The sequence below is a fragment of the Candidatus Methylomirabilota bacterium genome, assembly GCA_035764725.1.
Classification (GTDB): Bacteria; Methylomirabilota; Methylomirabilia; order Rokubacteriales; family CSP1-6; genus DASRWT01.
In genome coordinates this window covers 1-21,726 of record DASTYT010000153.1, presented here as the reverse complement: position 1 = coordinate 21,726, position 21,726 = coordinate 1, and the positions used below count along the sequence as shown (strand labels likewise).

Sequence of the window (21,726 nt, the reverse complement as noted above, 5' to 3'; positions counted from 1 at the left end):
CCAGGCGATGCGCAACGACGGCAGTGCCATCCTAGCGTTGCCCCCGAGAGCGGTCAAGAATCTGAGCCGCTTCCGCATGTGCGCAGCCGTTCGCCAGCGACGAATCGCGCTGCCGGAAGGCGGCGCGCACCGTCTCGATGCACACGCACGCAAGATACGCGCCGAGCAGCAAGAACGGCAGATCGTCCCAGCGGCCGAAGCCACGGGCCGCCAGAAACCCGCCGCCAAATCGGGCGAGTACGAGGGTCACGAGCAGGGGCCCGGGCAGGACCGCAGACAAGGCATACAGGGCGCCCAGCCCGCAAAACACCCGATGTCGCGGGCTCATGAGGTGCAGCGCGCCGGGTGCCACGAACGCGGAGGAGGCGCCCGGCGAAGGCCCGATGGGTGTCACCCATCGTAGCCTTCTCAGCCAGTCCAGCCGCGGCAGGACGGCCCCGTAGACGCGAGATGCGGCGCCGATCGACGAGTGGACGATGGACCAGCCGCGATCCGCCGCGGGCGACAGCACGAGCAGGGCGATCAGGACGTCCCAGGTGAACACGCCGGGGCGCACCATGAACTCGAGATACGTCATGAAGCCCACCGACAGCGCGATGGCCAGAGCCGAGAGGCCCGGCACGACGAAGGCGATCGCGAGGGCGAGCTCCGTGGCGATCGTGGCGACGCTGAGCACGGCGGGAATCGCGCCCAGTACCGTCTGGTTGAGCTGTTGGAGTGCGGCCAGGCCCGGCGCGTGCGGCGCGAAGCCGGGCCCGGTGAGCACGGCGCCGGTGAGACCCCAGCCCGGGCTCAGCACCTTGTCCAGCGCCGCGTAGAAGAACACGATGGCGAGCTGCGCGCGAATCAGCCGCTCCGGCCAGCCAGGGGTGCGCGCGTCGTCGTCCCCGTCCAGGATGAGGCGGCGGAGCGAGATCCGGTCCGAGGCGCACCCGATCAGCGCCAGGAGCGTGAGGTGGAAGTGCGCGTTGTGCGAATAGTACTCGGGATCGAGCGCCATGATGTACGCGCCCGCTCCGGCCAGGAGCCACCCCGCCACGCGCGGCGCCCACCCGAGGAGCAGGCACCATGCCGCCGCGTGCTGGAGCACCATGAGGGCGATGCCGGCCCCGCGCGATGGCGTCGGGATCCACGCGAATGCGGGCGCGACGTGGAACGCGGAGCGCGTGTACGCGTCGAGCAAGCCGTTGAACTTGGGCACGTGGAACACGAGGGTGACCACGGCCAGGCATGCGCGCAGGGTCGCCAGGCGGTACGCGGGGACGGGATCGAGCCAGCCGCCCTCACCGCGTGGCATCGGCCCGGACCTCCACGGTGGCCGCGCCCGACGGACGATTCGCCGTCCACCGGATCGCGGCGACGTACGTGTAGCCGTCGCGGTGCTCGTGCGCGATGGCCGTGACGAGCCCGGAGAAGCGCTCGAGCACCTCGCCCTCCGAGGTGTAGATCGCGGACATCGGCATCGGCTCGGGCGAGCGATACCCGTGCATCCAGCGGTCGATGTCCGGGATCGCCTCGGGAGCGCCGCCGGCCCGCGTCCGGTACAGGCGCACTTCGTAGCGCGGCACCAGCCGGGAGAACATCGCCCAGCTGTACCGTGCGTAGCGATAGGGGGAGCTCGGGGCGCCCAGATCGAGCTTCTGGGCGAGCGGCACGGCGATCTGCACCGCGAGCCAGACCACGATGAAGGCGACCGCCGCGTGGCGGCGCCATCCCGTGAGCGTGGACTCCATCACGGCGGTACTCTAGCGGTCCGCGCGGCCACGGGCAAGGCGCGCGCCACGGAACGGTTGACCTGTGGGGCCGGCGACCCGCATCCTGAGCCCGTGAGCGCCGACGGCTCGGGCCCCGCATACTGGGACGGGATCTCCGATCGGCTGACCGGTCACTACTACCACGACGCGACGATCGGCCGCATCAAGCGTGACGCGCATCTGCGCCTGATCGCCCGCTGGTGTCCGGATCTCGCGGGCCGGCGTCTGCTCAAGACCGACCTCTTCGAGGAAGCGCACGGGCCGGACCAGTTTCTGTTCGACCTCCCGCGGGGCGGCCTCCGCGCCGGGATCGACATCTCCCCGCTCATCGCGCGCCGGGCCCGGATCCGCGCCGCCGAGGCGGGCGCGCCGGCGGCCCCGCTCGCGGCCGACGTGCTCGCCCTCCCGTTTCGGGCGGCGGCCTTCGACGTGATCGTCTCGAACTCCACGCTCGACCACTTCGCCGAGGCGGCGGGAATCCCCGCGGCGCTCGCCGAGCTGCATCGCGTGCTCACGCCGGGCGGGGTCCTCCTGATCACGCTCGACAACCCACGCAGCCTGTCCTACCTGGCCGGACTGCTCAAGCGTCGCCTCCGTCCCGATCCCTATGTCCTGGGCCACACCCTGTCCCGGGATGCGCTGGTGGCGACCCTGACGCGGGTCGGCTTTCGCGTCACCGACACCACGGCGATCCTGCACGGGCTGGAGAACCACTCGTCCGCGGCGATGCGGCTGGCCGCGCGCGTCGGCGGCCCGCGCTTGCCCGCGGCCATCGGCGCTCTGCTCACCGCGGTCGAGCGCCTCGAGGCGGCGCCGACCCGCTACGTGACCGGCGCCTTCGTGGCCGCGCGCGCGGTGAAGCCGTGACCGCAGCCCCCGCCTTCTCCGTGATCGTGCCGACGTATCGGCGGCCCCACCGCCTCGCGGCGTGCCTCCGCGCGCTGGCGGCGCTCGACTATCCGCGCGATCGCTTCGAGGTCATCGTGGTGGACGACGGCGGCGGCGCGAGCCTCGACGGGAGGCCGGCGGGGCTCGATGTGACGCTGCACGCCCAGCCGCACGCGGGACCCGCCGTCGCGCGCAATGCCGGTGCGGCGCGGGCGCGCGGCGAGTACCTCGCCTTCACCGACGACGACTGCGCGCCCGACGCGGACTGGCTGCGCGGGCTCGCCGAGCACGCAGCGGCGGGCGCGGACCAGCTCATCGGGGGGTACACGGTGAACGCGCTCGCGGACAACCCGTACTCCTCCGCCACCCAGCTCCTGATCGACTATCTCTACGAGTGGCAGGCCGGCCGCGACAGCGACGAGGGCTTCTTCGCCTCCAACAATCTCGCCGCCCCGGCAGCGCTCTTCCGCGCGCGCGGGGGCTTCGACACGAGCTTCCCCCTCGCCGCCGGCGAGGACCGTGAGCTCTGCTACCGCTGGGTCCGATCGGGCGGACGCCTGGTCTATGCGGCGCGCGCGGTCGTGCGCCACGCGCATCACCTCACGCTGCGGACCTTCTGGCGACAGCACGTCAACTACGGCCGCGGCGCGCAGCGCTTCCATCGCCGGCGGGTTGGCAGCCGGGGCGCGGGCAAGCCGGCAACCTTCTACACGAACCTGATCACGTTTCCGCTCACGCGCGCCCGGGGAAGTCGCCGCCTCACCCTCACCGCCTTGCTCGCCCTGACGCAGCTCGCGACCGCGACGGGCTACTGGCGCGAGCGGCTGCGGGTGTGAAGGACTCGGCGCCAGGGACCCAGGCGCAGGACGTGGATGCTGCCCCGCCGCCGGTACCCGGCCTTCTCGAGCGGCCGGAACGCGCCAGGGCTTCCCGGCCAGACGACCGCGATGAGGCGCTTCGCCCCTTCCCCTTGGTAGTGGCGGGCCATCCAGGCCACCCGGAGCGCGGCCACGCCCATCCCGCGCGCCGCCGGCGCCGTGTAGGAATCGTACTGATACACCTCCCCCTCGGCCAACGGAAGGGCGTAGTCCAGGAACTCGATCCAGGCCGCGCGCGGGGCGGCCCAGCCGGCGTGCACGATGCGGCCCTCGTGCCAGGCGGCGAAGCATCGATGCCCCCGAGCAAGGCGCTGGCGAAATGTGTCGTTCGTGAGCTCGGGGCGCAGAAGCGCCAAGCTCGAGAGCTCGTCGGTCGCAAGAGGCGCCACGCGCACCGGGAGCCGGGCCGGCGGCAGCGGCAGGTCGCCCGTCAGCATGCGCTCCATCACGACGACCCGACGGTAGTGCCAGCGCCGGGTGGCACCGCCGCTCACGCCCGCTCAGCCCCGTCCGTCGGCGGCAGCGGGCGGGATCAGGCTCGACGGGAGCCGCGAGGCGACCGCCTCGCGCACGCGGTCGGCGAGTTGTCGCGCCGCGTGGCGCAAGTCGCCGCCGTTTGCAGGCGGCGCGGCGACAGGATGGTAGACGATGGTGAGCCGGCCGGGACGCGGCAGGGCGCGGCCCGGCGGCCAGGACTCGTGCCCGCCGAGGATGGTGACGGGCAGCACCGGCACACCTCGCGCGCAGGCCAGGCGGAAGGCGCCGAGCTTGAATCGCTGGAGCCGGCCGTCGAGACTGCGGCCCGCCTCGGGGAAGATCATCACCACCTGCCCCGCATCCAGCAGCCGCACCGCCGCCCGCGTGGCCTTGGGATCGGACGACTCGATGTCGACGGGGAAGGCGCGGAGCCGGCGGATGAGCCAGGCAAGGCCGCGGATCTCGAAGAGCCGGTCCCAGGCCATGTAGTGGACGGGCCGCCGGATGGGAATGCTCACGAGCGGCGGATCGGCGAACGTCACGTGATTGGGTGTGATGAGGAGCGGGCCGTGCTTGGGAATGTTGGCGACACCTTCGAAGCGGATGCGGAAGTAAAGCCGCGCGCTGAGCCACACCGCCGGGCGGAATACGTCGAGAAGGGGCGTGTGCACGCCACGATAGTGCCACGGAGGCCCTGAGGCCGCCAATGCCGCTCCCTCCCCCGCCCCTCGTCATCGCCGACCGCGGCGCGTCCGCGGAAGCGCCGGAACACACGATCGCCGCCCTGGAGCGGGCGCTCGTGCTGGGCGCCGACGCCCTCGCGATCAGCGTGCACCTCTCGGCGGACGACCAGCCCGTGGTGATCCATGACTTCACGCTCGAGCGCAGCACCAGCGGCGCCGGTCCGGTGCGCGCGCATACCGTTCGCGAGCTCAAGCGGCTCGACGCCGGAGGATGGTTCGGCGCCACGTTCGCGGGCCAGCGCCTGCAGACGCTCCAGGAGGTGCTCGAGCGGTTCCGCGGCCGGACGCGCTTCTGGATCGAGCTGCGCGGCGGCTCCGCCCTCTATCCGGGCATCGAGGAGCGCGTGGTCGGGCTCCTGGAGGTGTACGACGTCCTCGACGCCGCCCTCGTGCAGTGCTTCGATCGGGCGGCGCTGGGGATCATGCGCGCCCTGTCACGAGAAGTCCGGCTGGGCCTGCGGGTCGGTCACCGGCCGCTCGATCGCGCGGCGGACCTGACCCCGGGACTGGACGCGGTCTGCGCCTCGGTGGCGATCCTGGGCGAGGACGACGCGGCGGCCATTCGGACGGCGGGCCGCGCCTGCCATGTCTGGACAGTGAACGAGCCGGCCCTCATGGAGCGGCTCGTCGGGTGGACCGTGGACGGCATCATCACCGGCCGGCCCGACCTGCTCCGCGCCTGCCTCGCGCGCTCTGGTCGGGCCGGCTGATGCGGGAGTCGTTCGGGCCGAGCTACTCCTCTTCGGCCTCGTTGCCCTTGGACGCGCCGACCGGCTGAAGCCGCTTCATCCGCTCCAGGCGGTCCTGGCAGCGCACGCAGGTGGTGACCTCCGGCATGGCCCGGAGCCGGGCGGGCGCGATGGTCTCCTCGCACTCCTGGCAGATCCCGTACTCACCCCCGCGCAGGCGCTCGAGGGCCTCGGCCAGCTTGTTCGCGCGTTCCACCAGCATGCTGCGCGTGGCGAAGCTCATCTCGCGGTTCTCGTTCACCTGGATCAGATCGACTTCGTCGGCGAAGGGCGAGTTGTCGCCAAGCGCCCCCGCAAACTCCTCCATGACCACCGCGCCGCCCATCTGGCGGATGCGGTGCACCGTATGCGACAGCTCGTGTTCGAGCTTCTTTCTGATCTCTTCCATCGCTCTATCCTCCTAGGGCGCCGGGTTGCTAACCCGCTCCCGCGTTGGGGAGAACAGATTGCAAACCCTGTGCCCGCCCCCCCGGGGGCCCGGCACCGCGCAAACTCTTGATATTCAAGATTCACGTCGGGGCGAAAAGGATTCAGGCGGGCGAAATTCCTCCCCACCTGGGGGAGAAAGCCCTTGAAACTGCCAATTTCCGGGTTCTTGGGACGGGCCGTGCGCTGCCTACTGAAGTGGTCGGCCCCTTCTGACCGCGTCGAGAAGGTCGCCGAGGGTCACGATGCCCCGGCGGCCGGCGAGCTCAATGAAGCGGGCAAGAATCTCAGCCGTCGCTAGCGCATCGCCCAACGCGGAGTGGCGAGCCTGAATCGTGACGCCGAGTCGCTCGGCGACGGCTTCCAGCGTGTGCGGGATGTCGGGACCGTGAATGAGACAGGAGATCAGCCGGGTGTCCAGGATCGGCCGACCCTCGCCAAGCCGAGGGAGCCCAGCGCGGCCCGCCTCCGCGTCCAGGAACTCCAGATCGAAGGCTATCTCGTGGCCCGCGAGGGGGGCATCGGCGAGGAAGCGACCGACGGCGCTCAGCACTTCCCCGATGGGCGGTGCGTTCGCGACCATCGCGTCCGTGATGCCGTGGAAGCGCTGGCTCGCGGCAGGAATGGGCCGGCCCGGATTCACCAGAGCGTCGAAGGATTCCTGGGCGCGTACGCGGCCTCGGTCGAGGAGCACCACCGCCACCGACACCACGCGGTGGCCGGCGCGCGGGTCGAGTCCCGTGGTCTCGGTGTCGAGCACCCCGAACGTGGTCTCGGCGAGCCGGCGACCATGGAGAGCGGCGTCGAGCGTCCGGGATACGGCCTCGAAATAGGAGAAGTCGTAGAGCAGCGACCGTTCGGGGCGCGGCTCGGCGATCGCCTCGCCAGATACCAGTCCCATGCCCTTGAGGAGGCGCCGGCGGGAACGAGCCCCGTCAGCCCCGCGCAGCGCCAGGATGAGTCCGTCGACTCCGCGAGCGTCCGGCGCCAGCGAGCTGATGCGGGCCTCGAAGGGGCCCTCCGGGCCCCGAAGCGATGTCCATACGCGCACGGGCTGGCCCTCACGCACCCGGGCCAGGCAGGTGGTGAGAGGCTCCCCGGGCATGAGCTCCAGCACGCTGCGCCCCAGCAGCGGCCCGGCGCCGCCGAGGAGCTCAACGGCCGGGCGGTTGGCAAGGGCGATCGTCCCCTGGCCTGTCACCACGAGTACGCCCTCGTCGAGATGTTCCAGCATCGCGGCCAGCCGGGCGCGCTCAGCCGCCAGCGAGCGGCTCGCCCGGGCCGCTTCTTCCCCGAGGGCTCGCCGCGCCGCGCCCCAACGGTCGGCGAGCCGATTGACGTCTTCCGCAAGGTCCTCGATCTCGTCGCCGGTGTGAAGCTCGATCCGGTGATCGGGGTTCACGGTGGCCATGAGTTCGACGCTGTGCGCGACCGTGCGGAGTGAACGGCCGAGCACGCGGCCGAGAGCCATCGCCGCGAGCGCCAGATAGGCCGTCAACGCGAGCGAGCCGATCACCAGCACGGTGGCCAAGGTCGCCGGGTCGGCGAGCGCCCCGTGTTGGCGGAGGGCCAGCACGGCGGCGACGGCCAGCCCTGCGGGCGGGACGAAGAGCGCCAGCACCCCGGTGACTAGCCTCCGCTCGAACCGTCGGCGCGGCATCGACGCCTAGCTCACGAGGTTTGTCTGGAAGCGGTCCTCGAGCAACCGCTGAAGCCAAGCGATGGCCTTGAACGCTTCCTTGAGCAGGGCTCGGTCGGTCCGAGCCAGGGTCCCCGGGTCGATGCGGTTGTCGGGTGCTCGTCCCGCGGCCAGACTGTCGAGCTGATGCCGCAGCCGAAGGCGCGCCACCACCGCGTAGGCCTCCCGGACATCACGGCTCTCGACGGCGGGCAGCGCGCCGCGCTCCTCGCTCGCCCGGAGCCGGTCCATCGTGTTGGTCTCGGGGATGCCGAGCGAGAGCGCGTACACCCGCATGGCTTGGCTGACAGGGAGCAATGCCGAAGCTTTGAGGTCGAGCGTGCCGCGATGCGGCCCCCGGCGGGGTACGGCGAGGCGACCGAGCAGGTCGAGCGCCGGCGCGCGCTCGAGGGCGCTGAGCGCCATGAAGCGGAGGAACAGCGGGGAGTGCGGCGCCCGCTCGCAGATCGACTGCCAGAGGGTCAGGCCGGGACGCTCGTCCCCAGCCACCGGCCGCATGTCGCAGAACACCGACGCGAAGAGGAGCCGCTGCGGGTCCGCGGCCTCGAGCCACGAGTCGACCTCGGCCCGCCACGCGGACAGGGGCCGGCACCAGCGCGGGTTGGAGGCCATGAACCCGCCGGGACACGGGGGATAACCTAGCCGGCTGAGCCCCTCAGCCGCAGCGGCTCCCAGCCGCCCGAAGTACGCCTCGCAGGGGGCCGCATCCCCGGGGTCCGGATCCGCGTAGACGAGCCCGTTGTCCTGATCCGTCTTGAGCGTCTGCTCACGGCGGCCCTCGCTGCCCGCCGCCAGCCAAGAATAGGGCGCGGGCGGGCGCTGCCCCGATCCTACGGCGAGCGACTCCTCGACGAGGGCAAGGAGCCGGCGCACGATGCGGTCGTTCAGCTCCGCCACGACCCGGCCGATCTCGACGGCGCCGGCGCCGGAGTCGGCCAGCCCCCGGATGACGTCGACCATGCGCGACGCCGACTGCGTCAGCTCGTCGAGCCTGGTGACGCGCTCGATGTCGCGGGCGAGGCCTACCGGATGCACCGACTGGAGGCTCAGGAAATCGTGGCTCGAAATCATGCCGAGCAGGCGTCCGTCCTCGACCACGCCCAGGTGATGGATGCCGTGCCGGGTCATCTCGAGCAGCGCCTCGAGCCCGAGGCTGCTCGCCGCGACGACGCGAAGGGGAGCCGACATGATCGTGCGCACGGTGGTCGTCTCGGGGAGTCCAGCCGCGAGCACGCGATTCCGGAGATCCCGATCGGTGACGATGCCCACGGGCGCACCGGCATCGGTAACCACGACCGAGCCGACCCCCTGACGAGACATGAGACGCGAAGCCTCGGATACCGGCACATCGGGCCCGCAGGAGACCACCGGGCGCCGCGCCAGGTCGCGGGCTCGACGGCCGAGCAGCGCCGAATCGCCGCCCCCCGTCGGCGCGGCCGTCATGGGACGCCGGAGCGGCGCCGCATGATACGCACGCGGATCGCGCGCACCGTCTGCGCGATTGCACCGCCGAGATTGCAGGCGACCACGAGGCCGAGCGACACGAGGAGAAGCACCATGGTCCGGCTGATGACGTGGTCCACGGCCGCCTCCGCCGGCAGCTGGGCGTCGAGCGCGAAGAGCGGCGTGAGTACCGCGATAGGCCCGAGGGCGACGACGACGACGAGGGCGACAGCCGCACGCCCGATCCGCTCCAGGACGCTGCGGGCGCGAGCGCCACGGTCCTCCACGTGCACCCAGAGAGCGGTGACGCCGCCCAGTAACACGACCACTCCGGCGAGAAAGGCGCCCTGCGAGAGCCACCGGAGGGCCGCGGCGACGTAGAGGGCCAAGAAGAGAGCCAGCCCGAGCGCGTTGATGCCGGCCAGCGCGAGCATACGCCTAGACTAGCCCGCTAGAAGCTCATTTGCCCGAGCAGCAGCCGCATGCCCACCCAGAGCCCCGCGTACGCCGCCATCGCCACCCAGCGGACGCGCGCCGGGGAGGTCCCCGGCGGCAGGACGCGCCGGATCGGCGCGACCAGGGGCCCGGTGACCACCCCGAAGAACCATAAGAGGCGGCTGTCTGGAGCGCGGCTCCACCGCGCCACGAGGATGTGGAGCACGAGGTAGATCGTCGCCATGTAGGCGACGAACCAGACGAGCACGCCCAAACGGTACAGCAGCTCGTTCATGAGACAGCCCCGGCGGGGACGAGGTGCGATTCCACCCCGCCCCCGCCTATCACGCGTTGGTCAATGCTGCCCGAGTCCGATGCCCTGCGCGGAGCGCGCGGTGGCCTGTCCGGACTTGGGGTACCGCACCGACACCACGAGGTCCTGAACGGTCTTGGGCGGCGGCGCGGTGAGGAGCGAGACGATCCAGATGGTGAGGAAGCCGGCCGGCAGCCCGAAGATCGCCGAGGCGATGGTGAGGGTGCCGAACCACTGGAGGCCGTAGAATCGGCTCCCGATCATGTAGAAGGTCGTGACCCCGAGACCCACGATCATTCCCACCACGGCGCCCGCCTTGTTGGCCCGCTTCCACCAGATACCCATGACGAGCGCGGGGAAGAACGAGGCGCCCGCGAGGCTGAAGGCCCACGCCACCAACTCCACGATGAGGGAGAGCCGGAACGTGGCCACCCAGGCGGAGACCAGCGCGGTCACGATGAGGAGCACCTTGGTAATGGTGAGGCGCTTGGCCAGGGAGGCGCTGGGATCGATCACGTTGTAGTAGAGGTCGTGCGAGATGGCGTTGGCGATGGTGAGCAGGAGGCCGTCCGCCGTGCTGAGTGCCGCAGCGAGCCCGCCTGCCATGACTAGGCCGGTGATGACGAAGGGCAGCCCCGCAATCTCGGGGGTGGCGAGCACCACGAAGTCGGTGCTCTTGACCACGAAGTCCGCCCACTGGATGACGCCGTCCCCGTTCTTGTCGATCACGTCGAAGAGGCCGGCAGGCTTCCAGAGCGTGACCCAGCGCGGCAGCTCAGCCACCTTACTGCCCACCAGCTTGGCATAGATGGCGAACCGGGCGAACGCCGCGTAGGCGGGTGCGGTGAAGTAGAGGAGGAAGATGAAGAACAATGACCACGCCACCGAGGTGCGCGCCTGCCGCACCGAGGGCGTGGTGTAGTACCGCGTGAGGATGTGGGGCAGGCCCGCCGTCCCCACCATGAGGCAGAACGTGAGAGCCAGGAAGTTCCACATGCCCACTCCGCTGGGCACGGTCAGGTAGTAGCCGAACTTCGCGTCCTCGCCGGGCGCCGGCGGCCTCGCCTGGGCGAGCGCGGTCGTGCGCGCCGCGGTGAGCTTGGCCCGGTCGGCCTCGGACAGCGCGGGGTCCTTCAGCTTCTCGGAGGCCTCGTCCGCGTCCTTCTTCCAGAGTGCCCGCGTCTCCTTCTCCTTGGCGTCCCGCGTGATCTGGATCGCGCTGGAGTTGTTGCGCTGCAGGAGCTGGCCGTAGGTGAGCTCCGGGATGGGGATCGAGAATACCTGCCACGAGAGGTACACCACCGGCACCAGGTACGAGATGATCAGGATGATGTACTGCGCGACCTGCGTCCAGGTGACGGAGCGCATCCCGCCCAGCACCGAGCAGAAGAGCACGCCCAGCAGCCCGACGAACACGCCCACGTTGAAGTCCAGGCCGATGAAGCGAGAGACGATCAGGCCGACCCCGGTCACCTGGGCAATGAGGTAGGTGAACGAGCAGGCGATGGCCGCGATCACACCGATGACGCGCGCGGCGTTGCCGCCGTAGCGGGCGCCGAGGAAGTCGGGAATGGTGTAGGCGCCGAACTGCCGGAGGTAGGGGCCGAGGAAGACGGCGAGGAGGAGATATCCGCCGGTCCAGCCCATCACGTAAGCGAGCCCGGCGAAGCCCTGCGCGGAGAGCGCCCCGCCCATGGAGATGAACGACGCGGCCGACATCCAGTCCGAGCCGGTGGCCATGCCGTTGTAGAAGGCGGGCACGCCGCGGCCGGCCACGTAGTACTGATCGGGGTTGGACGTGCGGGTGACGATACCGATGAACACGTAGATGGCGAGCGACAGGGCCATGAAGATCCAGCCGATCCACCGATTTGGCAGCCCGAAGAAGATCTCACCGATGCCGATGAGAATCGTCACGGCGAGGAAGGAGATCGTGTAGATGCCGAAGAGCTTGTCCAGGCTCATGGGCTAGGCCTCCTCCTGGATGCCGTACTGCTCATCCTTGGCATTCATGAGCTTGGCGTAGACGGCGATCTCGATGACGAAGATCGCCAGCGAGCCCTGCGCCGCCATGTAGTAGCCCAGGGGAAAGCCGAGGATGGTGAACTGGTTGAACCAGCCCGCCATGAGGCCCGAGATGATGTACGTCACCACGAACCAGATCACGAGCAGGATCGTGGTCAGCCGGACGTTGTACCGCCAGTATGCCTCCTTCTGCCGATCAGTAAGGTCCGCCATGCGCCCTCCCTTGGGTTGATGTGTGCGCGCAGTCGCCGCCAGACGGACAGAGTCCGGGGGCAGCGGTCGCCAGGAACCGCGGGAGCGGGGACTAGTGTTCTTCGGAGGCGGCGGGGAGGTCCGAGCGCGCGCGAACGGATCCCGAGGTCACAGTCAGGCGCGCCGGCGCATGCCGGGTCCGCGATCGGGATTCCGACACCCACGCAGGGGAGGCGGAGGTCTCCAGCCGCACCGGCTGAGGGGCCTGCGCCGAGGGGATCTGCCGGTCGCCGGATTCCCGGCGGCACTGTAGCCCGTCCGCCGAGGACTCGAAGGTGAACGCGCCGCCGACGAAGGGATTGCCGAAGTCGAGAGACACCAGCAACAGCACAACCGTGGCAAGTCGGCGCGCGGGCATACGGGAGCGTGGCACGGGGGGAGTATGCCACGCACTCATGCGTGGCACCGGGTCCAAAATGACGGTCTGGGGACCGGCGCCAGGGCTCCTTGACGCCGGTCCCTGGTCAGAATCATCGCGCTAGTGCTCGTCGTGGATCCGGTTGTCCTTGGTCTCGCGCACGAAGATGAGCCCGATGACGAAGGTCATGAGTGCCACGACGATCGGGTACCAGAGCCCGTAGTAGATGTCGCCCGCCGCGGCGACCATGGCGGTGGCCAGGAGCGGGAGCATGCCGCCGAACCAGCCATTGCCAATGTGATAGGGCAGCGACATGGACGTGTAGCGGATCCGGGTAGGGAACAGTTCGACCAGGAAGGCAGCGATGGGCCCATAGACCATGGTCACGTAGATGACCATGATCACCAGCAGCAGCTCGGCCATCACCCAGTTGACCTGGGCCGGGTCGGCTTTGGGCGGAAACCCCGTCTCCTTGAGCGCGGCCGCGAACTTGGCCTGATCCCAGCCCTTGATCTCCGTGGTCCCGATGGTCGTGACCACGGCCTCGCCGGGCACGGCGGGCACGGACTGGAAGGACAGCCCCTGCTTGCCCAGGAAGTCCTTGGCCTTGTCACACGGGGTCTGGTTCGACCAGGGGCCAATGAAGATGTGGAAGTTGCAGTCGCTGGCCGCCACCTTGATCGGCACCGTCTGCTGATACTTCTCCAGCGCCGGGTTGATGTAATGGGTCAAGCCCTTGAACAGCGGGAAGTACGTCACGGCGGCGATGATGCAGCCGGCGAGGATGATCTTCTTCCGCCCGATCCGGTCGGACAGGGCGCCGAAGACCAGGAAGAACGGCGTGCCGATGGCCAGCGACAGCCCGATCAGGGTGTAGGTCGGGATGTAGTCGAGCTTGAGATAGATCAACAGGAAGAACAGCGCGTAGAACTGGCCCGTGTACCACACCACGCCCTGCCCCGCGGTGGCGCCGAAGAGGGCCAGGAACACGTACTTGTTATTGGGGTACTTGAGGAAGCTGTCGACCAGCGGAGCCTTCGAGCCCTTGCCCTGCGACTTCATGCGCTGGAAGATCGGCGACTCGTTCAGCTTGAGTCGGATATAAATCGAGATCAGGAGCAGCGGGATGGAGAACCAGAAGGGAATCCGCCAGCCCCAGGAAAGGAACGAGGTCCCTTCCATGCTGGCGCGGCAGAGGCCGATGACGATGAGCGCCATGAACATACCGAGCGTGGCCGTGGTCTGGATCCACGCGGTGGCATAGCCGCGCTTGGTGTCCGGCGCGTGCTCGGCCACGTAGGTGGCGGCCCCGCCGTACTCGCCGCCGAGCGCCAGGCCCTGGGCGAGGCGCAGGAGGACGAGGATGAGGGGGGCGGCGAAGCCGATGGTGGCGTAGGTCGGCAGGAAGCCCGTGAGGACGGTCGAGACTCCCATGACGACGATGGTCACGAGGAAGGTGTATTTGCGGCCGACCAAGTCGCCGATGCGGCCGAAGATCAGTGCGCCGAAGGGGCGCACCAGGAAGCCCGCCGCGTAGGCGCCGAACGCGCCCAGCAGCGCCGCGGTGGCGTTGCCGGGCGGGAAGAACAGCGCGGCGAAGAAGGGGGCCAGGATCGCGTAGAGGTAGAAGTCGTACCACTCGAAGACCGTGCCCACCGACGATGCGACGATGACCCGGCGTTCCTCTGCTACGGTCACCAGCCGCTCGCCGGGTGCGACGTAGGCCGCCTTGCCCGCTATGGCCATGCGAACCTCCCCGTTGAGTTGTGGGACTCGATCCGCGCAGGCGGATCCACGGCCCACAGCACGGTCGATGCCAGCAGAGGCAAACTGGTAACTCATCGGATTTGCTGGCCCCGATAAGTCGATGGGGTCCGCGAGTCCGGTGTCGATACCCTGCCGTCTTGGTACCGGCACCCCCTCCGGCTAGAATGACGGCTCGGTGACCGACCCCGCGATCGGCCTGCCCGTCTACACGGTGCTACCCTTCGTCGCCATGCTCCTGGCGATCGCGGTGCTGCCCCTCTGGGTTCCGGGCTGGTGGGAGCACAACCGGAACAAGCTCCTGCTCTCGGCGATGCTCGGGCTGCCGGTACTGGCCCTCTATCTGGTCCGCCAACCGTCGGCCCTCCTCCATGTGGCGGAGGACTATGTGTCCTTCATCGTCCTGCTTGCCGGGCTCTACGTGATCTCCGGCGGGGTGCTGTTGCGCGGCGACCTTGTGGCGACCCCCGCCGTGAACGCGACCTTCCTCGCGGGCGGCGCCCTGCTGGCCTCACTCGTGGGCACCACCGGCGCGTCCATGCTGCTGATCCGTCCACTGCTCCAGACAAACCGGGAGCGCCGCCACACCGTGCACACGGTGGTCTTCTTCATCTTTCTGGTGTCCAACGTGGGCGGCATGCTCACGCCGCTGGGCGATCCCCCACTCTTCCTCGGCTATCTCGTCGGCGTGCCCTTCACGTGGACGTTGCGCCTCTGGCCGCACTGGCTGCTCATGGTCGGGGCGCTCCTCGTCGTCTACGTCCTCTGGGATTCGATGGCCTACGCCCGGGAGTCCGTCGAGGCGCTACGTCGGGACCGCGTGCAGATCGAGCCGCTGCGGGTGCGGGGGACGCTCAATGCCGTCTGGCTGCTCGGCGTCGTGGCCGCGGTCGTGCTCCTGCATGCGCCGCTGCGCGAGGTCGCGATCGTGGCACTGGCCGCACTCTCCCTCTGGGAGACGCCGGGCGCGGTGCGCCGAGCCAACCGCTTCACCATCGACCCCATGGTGGAGGTGGCCGTCCTGTTCGCCGGGATCTTCCTCACGATGCTGCCGGCGATCGAGCTGCTGCGGACACGGGGCGGCGAGCTGGGGGTGCGCGAGCCGTGGCAGTTCTTCTGGGCGACGGGTCTGCTGTCGTCGTTCCTCGACAACGCGCCCACCTACGTGACGTTCCTGGCCCTCGCGCAGGGGCTGGGGCTGGCCCGCGAGGTGGTCGGCGTGCCCGCATCGCTGCTCGCCGCGATCAGCGTGGGGGCAGTGGCCATGGGGGCCAACACCTACATCGGCAATGCGCCCAACTTCATGGTGAAGGCGATCGCCGAGGAAGCCGGCGTCAAGATGCCGAGCTTCCTCGGCTACCTGCTCTACAGCGGAGCCGTGCTGATTCCGCTCTTCGTGCTCGTGACCCTCGTCTTCTTCTGAGGCGGCGCCGGCCGCGCGCTACTCCTCCTCGCCGTACTGATCCTTCAGCCGCGCCACCACGCTGGGGTCGGCCAGCGTGGTGGTGTCACCCAGCGCCTTGCCCTCGGCGATGTCCCGCAGGAGCCGCCGCATGATCTTCCCCGATCGCGTCTTGGGCAGATCGGAGGCGAAGATGAGATCGTCCGGTCGCGCGAGGGCGCCGATCTTCTTCACCACGTGGGCCTTGATCTCCTCCATCAGCTCCTTCGTGCCCTGGGTGCCGTCCTTGATCGTGACGAATGCCGCGATGGCCTGGCCTTTGATCTCATGCGGGCGGCCGATCACCGCCGCCTCGGCGACCTTGGCGTGGTCGACCAGCGCGGACTCCACCTCCATGGTGGAGACGCGGTGGCCGGAGACGTTCATGACGTCGTCGACCCGGCCCAGCAGCCAGAAGAACCCGTCCTCGTCCATCTTGGCGCCATCGCCGGTGAAGTAGATGTTTGGGTAGCGGCTCCAGTACTGGGCCACGAAGCGCTGCGGGTCACGGTAGATGCCGCGCAGCATGCCCGGCCACGGCTTGGTGAGCACCAGGTAGCCCGCCTTGGCGGGCTCGCCCTTGTCGTTGACCACCTTGGCCTCGATGCCGGGGAAGGGCTTCGTCGCCGAGCCCGGCTTGAGCGTGGTGAGGCCCGGCAGTGGCGTGATCAAGATGTGCCCGGTCTCGGTCTGCCACCAGGTGTCGACCACGGGGCAGCGGCCACCACCGATCACCTTCCAGTACCAGACCCACGCCTCGGGATTGATCGGCTCGCCCACCGAGCCGAGGAGGCGCAGCGATGAGAGATCGCAGCGGTTCGGATACTCCTCGCCCCAGCGCATGAAGGTGCGGATCGCGGTGGGTGCGGTGTAGCAGATCGTGATGCCGTGGCGCTCTATGATGCGCCAGAAGCGGTCCTTGTCGGGAAAGTCGGGTGTGCCCTCGTACATCACGGTGGTGGCACCGTTGGCGAGAGGGCCGTACACCACGTAGGAATGCCCGGTGACCCAACCGATGTCGGCGGTGCACCAGTAGACGTCCGTGTCCTTGAGGTCGAACACCCAGTTGGTGGTCGCGAGAACGCCGGTGAGGTAGCCGCCGGTGGTGTGCTGGATGCCCTTGGGCTTGCCGGTGGAGCCCGAGGTGTAGAGGAGGTAGAGCATGTCCTCCGCGTCCATCTTCTCCGGCGGGCAGTGAGCGGACGCATCCTTGACGAAGTCCGACCACCAGATGTCGCGGCCGGTCTCCATGTTGATCGTCGCTCCGGTGCGCTTGAGCACGACCACCGTGCGCACATCCGGGCATTCTTTGAGGGCAGTGTCCACGTTCTGCTTGAGCGGCACCACCGAGCCGCGGCGATAGCCACCGTCGGCGGTGATGACGATGGTGGAGTCGGCGTCGTGGATGCGGTCGCGCACGGCATCGGGAGCAAAGCCGCCGAAGATCACGCTGTGGGGCGCGCCGATCCGGGTGCAAGCGAGCATCGCGATCGCCGCCTCCGGCACCATGGGCATGTAGATCGTCACGCGATCGCCCCGCTTGACCCCATGCTGCTTGAGGGCGGCGGCGAAGCGGTTGACCTCGCGATAGAGATCCCAGTAGGTCAGGGTCCGCGTGTCGCCGGGCTCGCCTTCCCAGATCAGCGCGGCCTTGGTGCGCCGCGCGGTGGTGATGTGTCGGTCGAGGCAGTTGTACGAGACGTTCAGCTTGCCGCCGATGAACCACTTGGCGTTGGGCGCCTTCCACTCGAGCGTCTTCTTCCACGGCGTGAACCAGTCGAGCCGCTTCGCCCAGCCCTCCCAGAACCGGACGGGATTCTTCGCCGCCTGCGCATAGACGCTGGCGCTCCGCGCATTGGCCTGCTTCGCGAACGCCTTGGGGGGCGGAAACTTCCGCCGCTCCCGCAGAAGGGCCGTGATGGGGGTGGCCGTGTCAGCGCTCTTGCTCGCCATGAGAAGACCTCGCGTGTGGGGTGGGACGTGGTCGCGTCGTCGCGCGGCTATCTTCTAAACCATACCTCAGATGACTGCAAGGGCCACCGCAAGGCCCGCCTCGGCCGGAGCGCGTTCAGGCCGGGCGCGGGCTCGACTCGCCGCCCTCCGTGGGTGGCACGCGCCGGAGGCCGTAGCGCGCCATCTTGTCCGAGAAGTTCTTGGGATCCATGTCCGCATGCTTCGCCGCCGCGGTCAGCTTGCCCCCGTGGGCGTCCAGCAGCCCGGCCACGTAGGCGCGCTCGAACTCCTCGACCACGCGGGCCTTGGCGTCCCGGAACGGCAGCGACAGATCGACGGGCGCATGGGCCCCGCTCGGCGAGAGGAAGCGCTCCACGCCGGTGAGCACCTCGTCCTTGGACACGATCACCGCGCGCTCGATCACGTTCTCGAGCTCGCGCACATTGCCCGGCCAGGGGTAGCGCATGAGCGCCTGCAGGCTCTCGGGGGCGATGCCGCGCACGCCCTTGCGCGAGCGGCGACTCGCCGCTTCCAGAAATTGCTGGACGAGCACGGGCACGTCCTCGGGGCGCTCGCGCAGGGGCGGAATCAGCACCGGCATCACGGAGAGCCGATAGTAGAGGTCGCGCCGGAACGTGCCGCGCTCCGCTTCGGCCTGGAGATCCTTGTTGGTGGTGGCGATGAAGCGAACGTCCACCTCGACCGGGCGGTCCGAGCCGACGGACGTCACCTTCTTCTCCTCGATGGCTCGCAGGAGCTTGGACTGCAGATGCAGCGGCATCTCCCCGATCTCGTCCAGCAGCAGGGTGCCCCCGTGCGCCATCTGAAAGTGGCCGCGGCGGTGCTCGTGGGCGCCCGTGAACGCGCCCCGCCGCGCCCCGAACAGCTCGGATTCGAACAGCTCCTCGGGAATGGCCGCGCAGTTCACCGCCACGAAGGGCCGGTCGCGCCGCGCTCCCGAGAAGTGGATGGACCGCGCGAGGAGCTCCTTCCCCACCCCGGTCTCGCCGTGGATGAGCACGGTGGTCTCGAGATCCACGAGGGGCTGCACCAGCTCGAAGACCTCCTTCATCCGGGGGCTCCGCGCCACGATATTCTTGAAGGTGAAGCGCTCCTGGTTTCGACGGAGGGTGAGCCGGCTCGCCGACTTGAGCTCGTGGAACTCGAGGGCCCGCCGGATGACGAGGAGCAGCTCGGCGATCTCGAAGGGCTTCACGAGATAGTCCTCGGCGCCCATCCGCATCGCCTCCACCGCCGATTCGATGGTGCCGTAGGCGGTCATCACCACCACCGCGAGGTCGGTGTGCTCGCCGTGGATGCGCCGGACAAGCTCCACGCCGTCCATGCCGGGCAGACGGCGGTCCGTCAGCACCATGTCCACGTCCTCGGCCTTGAGGGTCTCGAGGGCGTCCTCCCCACTGGACACCGGCAGTACCTCGTAGCCGGCCAGCTCGAGCGCTCGGTGCAGCGGTCGCAGGAAAACGTCGTCGTCTTCGACCAACAGGATCTTTCGCTTCATGCCGCTCCTCCGGTGACCACGGGCTGCGGGGCCGGCGCGGCGGGCAGCGCGACGCGGACGCGGGTGCCGCGGCCGGGCGCGCTGTCGACGCTGATGTCGCCGCCGTGGAGATCGACGATCTTCTTGACGATGGACATGCCGAGCCCGGTGCCCGAGGGCTTGGTGGTGAAGAACGGCAGGAAGATCTTCTCCCGGTCCTCGGGCGTGATGCCGCTGCCGGTGTCGGAGACCTCGACCACCACCCGCCCCCCGTCCGCGCGCAGGTCCACCGTCACCCGGCCGCCCGCCGCGCCGGCGCCGATGGCCTCGAGCGCGTTCTGGAGCACGTTGGCGAACACCTGGCGGAGCTTCTGGCCGTCGACGAGAGCGACCGCGTCGCGCTCGACGTGGCCGTAGCCGACGGTGACGCCCTTGGCGCGGCCGGCCGCCGCCGCGGTCTCCACCACCGGATCGAGGATGCGCAGCACCTCGTACTCCGCGCGCTCCAGCCGCGTGTCGCGCGTGTAGTCGAGCAGGCTGTTGATGATGCCTTCGATCTCGGCGATGCCCGCGAGGATGGCTCGCGCCATCTCCTGGGACAGGGGCCGCCCGTCGAGGTCGCCCGAGGACAAGAGGTTTGTGGCCATCTTGATGCCGCCGAGCGGGTTGCGGATCTCGTGCGCCACGCCGGCCGCCATCTCGCCGAGCGACGCCAGCTTCTCTCTCTGGATCAACCGCCGTTGCGTTTCGACCTGCTCGCTGAGGTCGCGCAGCACGCCCACCGTCCCCATGAGCTGGCCCCGGGCGTCGAAGATGCAGCGCACGGCCAGATGCGCGGGGAAGGCCTGGCCCCGCCGCGTCCAGCCGGTGACCTGGCCGCTCCAGCCGGAGCCCTGCTCCACCGCGCGCGCGAGCGCGGCCCCGACCCGGCGGCGGTCGTCGGCGTCGAGGAGGTCGGTGGCGGTGCGGCCGGGGAAGTCGCGCTCGCGGTAACCGAGGAGCCGGCGCCCCGCGGGGTTCATGGTGACGAGGCGCCCGTTCACGTCCGCGGTGAAGATACAGTCGTCCACGCTCTGCACCACCGAGGCGAGCAGCCGCTCGCCCCGGCGCACCTCCGCTTCCGTCTCCTTCAGCGACTCCTGCATGCGGTGGAAGGAGGCCACGAGCTGCTCCGCCTCGTCCTTCGAGATCGTGAAGCGGTCCTCCACGATGATGCGGGCGGCGGCGGAGCCCAGGGGCGCGGCGAGCAGCCGCTCGAAGCGAATGCGCAGCTCGAGTAGCTCGGGCACCGACAGCTCGGCGGAGGCCTTGCCGCCGAAGAGCTCGCGGATGATCGCCCGCGCCTCCTCCTCGCCCACGAAGTGGTGGACGAGACGCTCGATCTCCGTCGGGGACAGGAGGGCGGGCGCGCCCGTGCCCGCCTTGTCCTCGCCGCGGGCCCCCACGAAGGCGGCGGCCTGGGCGCGATCGTCCGCCTTCTGCTCGGTGAACAGCGAGACGAGCACGAGCAGACCCGCGTTGAGGAAGAGCGACCAGAACACGCCGTGGGCGAGCGGGTCCATCCCGGCGAGACCGAGGAAGGCGGTGGGCCGGAAGATGCCGAGCCCGAACGGGCCGTCGGCGAGGAACGAGGGCGGCAGGACCCCTTCCTTGCCCAGCGCGGGGATGATCAGCGTGTAGAACCACAGGACGAACCCTGCGGAGATCCCCGCGAAGGCCCCCTGCCGGTTCGCGCGCTTCCAGTAGAGGCCGGCGAGGATGGCGGGCGCGCACTGGCTCACCGCCACGAAGGACAGGAGGCCCATCTCCACGAGCAGGAGCTGGCCGCGCTCCATGCGCGCCCACAGGAGGCCCAGCGCCACCACGCCCAGCATGGCCAGGCGCGTGTAGAAGAGGGTGATCCAGTAGAGATCTTCCATGGACCGCCGGCGCAGCAGCGCGGGCAGGATCACGTCATTGGTGATCATCTTCGAGAGCGCGAGGGAGTCCACCACGATCATGGCGGTGGCGGCGGAGAAACCGCCGAGGAAGACGATCACCGAGGCGAGCTGGCTGTCGAAGAAGAGGGGTAGCCGCAGGATGAAGCTGTCCGCGGTCCCGCCCGCCTCCGGGAAGGTCGCGAGGCCGGCGAGCGCGATGGGCAGCACGAAAAGATTGATCAGCATGAGGTAGAGGGGGAAGGACCAGGACACGGTGTGGACGTCGCGCTCCCTCGCGTTCTGCACGACGAGCACGTGGAACTGCCGCGGCAGAAGCATCACCGCAACCATCGAGATCACCAGCATGGCCGTCCACCGTGAATAGGAAGCCGTGCCGGGGCCATCGAGCGTGAGGAGGCGCGACCACTCGGGGTGCGCGGCGGCGCGGCCGAAGAGGTCCCCGATCCCGCCGAAGAGGCCCCAGGTCACGTAGACGCCCACTACGAGAAAGGCCACCAGCTTCACCACCGACTCCACCGCCACCGCGGTCATCAGCCCGGTCTGCCGCTTGGTGAAGTCGAGGTTGCGAGCCCCGAACAGGATGCCGAAGAGGGCCAGGGTCACCGCCACCACCAGCGTCGGGTCGAACACCTCCAGCACCGACTCCTCGCGCAGGATCATCCGGAACGACGCCGACACCGCCTTCAGCTG

General features: G+C 69.5%; 19 protein-coding genes. 4 read left to right on the top strand and 15 right to left on the bottom strand.

What is annotated here, in order from left to right; all coding sequences use genetic code 11:
- Window positions 1–31 precede the first annotated feature (31 nt).
- Entirely contained in the window at window positions 32–1,297 is a 1,266-nt protein-coding gene (locus VFX14_24890; protein HEU5192933.1) for an HTTM domain-containing protein, read from the bottom strand.
- Window positions 1,284–1,733 carry a hypothetical protein gene (locus VFX14_24885; GenBank protein HEU5192932.1) on the bottom strand — a complete coding sequence of 150 codons (450 nt, stop codon included), beginning with the start codon at window positions 1,731–1,733 and terminating at the stop codon, window positions 1,284–1,286. Before VFX14_24885 ends, VFX14_24890 begins: the two co-directional genes overlap by 14 nt.
- Window positions 1,734–1,826: 93 nt before the next feature.
- Between VFX14_24885 and VFX14_24880 the strand changes: the two genes are divergently transcribed.
- Window positions 1,827–2,621, top strand: coding sequence for a class I SAM-dependent methyltransferase (locus VFX14_24880; GenBank protein ID HEU5192931.1), 795 nt, complete (start codon window positions 1,827–1,829; stop codon window positions 2,619–2,621).
- Complete coding sequence (locus tag VFX14_24875) at window positions 2,618–3,478, top strand: glycosyltransferase (GenBank protein ID HEU5192930.1); 861 nt, start codon at window positions 2,618–2,620, stop codon at window positions 3,476–3,478. The genes VFX14_24880 and VFX14_24875 overlap by 4 nt, the downstream gene beginning before the upstream one ends.
- Here VFX14_24875 and VFX14_24870 read toward each other — a convergent pair.
- Complete coding sequence (locus VFX14_24870; GenBank protein ID HEU5192929.1) at window positions 3,451–4,014, bottom strand: GNAT family N-acetyltransferase; 564 nt, start codon at window positions 4,012–4,014, stop codon at window positions 3,451–3,453. The two genes, VFX14_24875 and VFX14_24870, sit on opposite strands and share 28 nt — an antisense overlap.
- A 6-nt stretch (window positions 4,015–4,020) precedes the next feature.
- Complete coding sequence (locus VFX14_24865) at window positions 4,021–4,668, bottom strand: lysophospholipid acyltransferase family protein (protein ID HEU5192928.1); 648 nt, start codon at window positions 4,666–4,668, stop codon at window positions 4,021–4,023.
- A 35-nt stretch (window positions 4,669–4,703) separates the two neighbouring features.
- On the opposite strand from VFX14_24865, the gene VFX14_24860 reads away from it, so the two are divergent.
- The gene (locus tag VFX14_24860; GenBank protein HEU5192927.1) at window positions 4,704–5,450 is read left to right on the top strand and encodes a glycerophosphodiester phosphodiesterase family protein; all 747 of its coding nucleotides are present in this window, start codon (window positions 4,704–4,706) and stop codon (window positions 5,448–5,450) included.
- Window positions 5,451–5,472: 22 nt separating this feature from the next.
- On the opposite strand, the gene VFX14_24855 is transcribed toward VFX14_24860, so the two are convergent.
- From VFX14_24855 to VFX14_24820, 8 genes are all read right to left on the bottom strand, one after another.
- Window positions 5,473–5,877 (bottom strand): TraR/DksA family transcriptional regulator, encoded by a 405-nt coding sequence (locus VFX14_24855; GenBank protein ID HEU5192926.1) that lies wholly within the window; start codon window positions 5,875–5,877, stop codon window positions 5,473–5,475.
- A 228-nt stretch (window positions 5,878–6,105) separates the two neighbouring features.
- Window positions 6,106–7,575 carry an exonuclease domain-containing protein gene (locus tag VFX14_24850; protein HEU5192925.1) on the bottom strand — a complete coding sequence of 490 codons (1,470 nt, stop codon included), beginning with the start codon at window positions 7,573–7,575 and terminating at the stop codon, window positions 6,106–6,108.
- Window positions 7,576–7,581: 6 nt separating this feature from the next.
- Entirely contained in the window at window positions 7,582–9,057 is a 1,476-nt protein-coding gene (locus tag VFX14_24845) for a DUF294 nucleotidyltransferase-like domain-containing protein (GenBank protein ID HEU5192924.1), read from the bottom strand.
- Window positions 9,054–9,491 carry a hypothetical protein gene (locus VFX14_24840; protein HEU5192923.1) on the bottom strand — a complete coding sequence of 146 codons (438 nt, stop codon included), beginning with the start codon at window positions 9,489–9,491 and terminating at the stop codon, window positions 9,054–9,056. The genes VFX14_24845 and VFX14_24840 overlap by 4 nt, the downstream gene beginning before the upstream one ends.
- Window positions 9,492–9,508: 17 nt before the next feature.
- Entirely contained in the window at window positions 9,509–9,787 is a 279-nt protein-coding gene (locus VFX14_24835; GenBank protein ID HEU5192922.1) for a hypothetical protein, read from the bottom strand.
- A 60-nt stretch (window positions 9,788–9,847) separates the two neighbouring features.
- The gene (locus VFX14_24830) at window positions 9,848–11,770 is read right to left on the bottom strand and encodes a sodium:solute symporter family protein (protein ID HEU5192921.1); all 1,923 of its coding nucleotides are present in this window, start codon (window positions 11,768–11,770) and stop codon (window positions 9,848–9,850) included.
- A 3-nt stretch (window positions 11,771–11,773) separates the two neighbouring features.
- The gene (locus tag VFX14_24825; protein HEU5192920.1) at window positions 11,774–12,043 is read right to left on the bottom strand and encodes a DUF4212 domain-containing protein; all 270 of its coding nucleotides are present in this window, start codon (window positions 12,041–12,043) and stop codon (window positions 11,774–11,776) included.
- 517 nt (window positions 12,044–12,560) lie between these two features.
- A complete protein-coding gene (locus VFX14_24820; GenBank protein ID HEU5192919.1) occupies window positions 12,561–14,186 on the bottom strand; it encodes an MFS transporter in 1,626 nt (541 codons plus the stop codon).
- A 196-nt stretch (window positions 14,187–14,382) separates the two neighbouring features.
- Here VFX14_24820 and VFX14_24815 point away from each other — a divergent pair, with 196 nt between their 5' ends.
- Window positions 14,383–15,627: a sodium:proton antiporter gene (locus VFX14_24815; protein HEU5192918.1), complete on the top strand. Its 1,245-nt coding sequence runs from the start codon at window positions 14,383–14,385 to the stop codon at window positions 15,625–15,627.
- A gap of 18 nt (window positions 15,628–15,645) precedes the next feature.
- Here VFX14_24815 and acs read toward each other — a convergent pair whose 3' ends face one another.
- The 3 genes from acs to VFX14_24800 all read right to left on the bottom strand — a co-directional run.
- Window positions 15,646–17,598, bottom strand: coding sequence for an acetate--CoA ligase (gene acs, locus VFX14_24810; protein HEU5192917.1), 1,953 nt, complete (start codon window positions 17,596–17,598; stop codon window positions 15,646–15,648).
- 115 nt (window positions 17,599–17,713) lie between these two features.
- The gene (locus tag VFX14_24805; protein HEU5192916.1) at window positions 17,714–19,117 is read right to left on the bottom strand and encodes a sigma-54 dependent transcriptional regulator; all 1,404 of its coding nucleotides are present in this window, start codon (window positions 19,115–19,117) and stop codon (window positions 17,714–17,716) included.
- On the bottom strand, window positions 19,114–21,726 hold a 2,613-nt coding region (locus VFX14_24800), incomplete at its 5' end, for an ATP-binding protein (protein ID HEU5192915.1). The genes VFX14_24800 and VFX14_24805, both read right to left, overlap by 4 nt.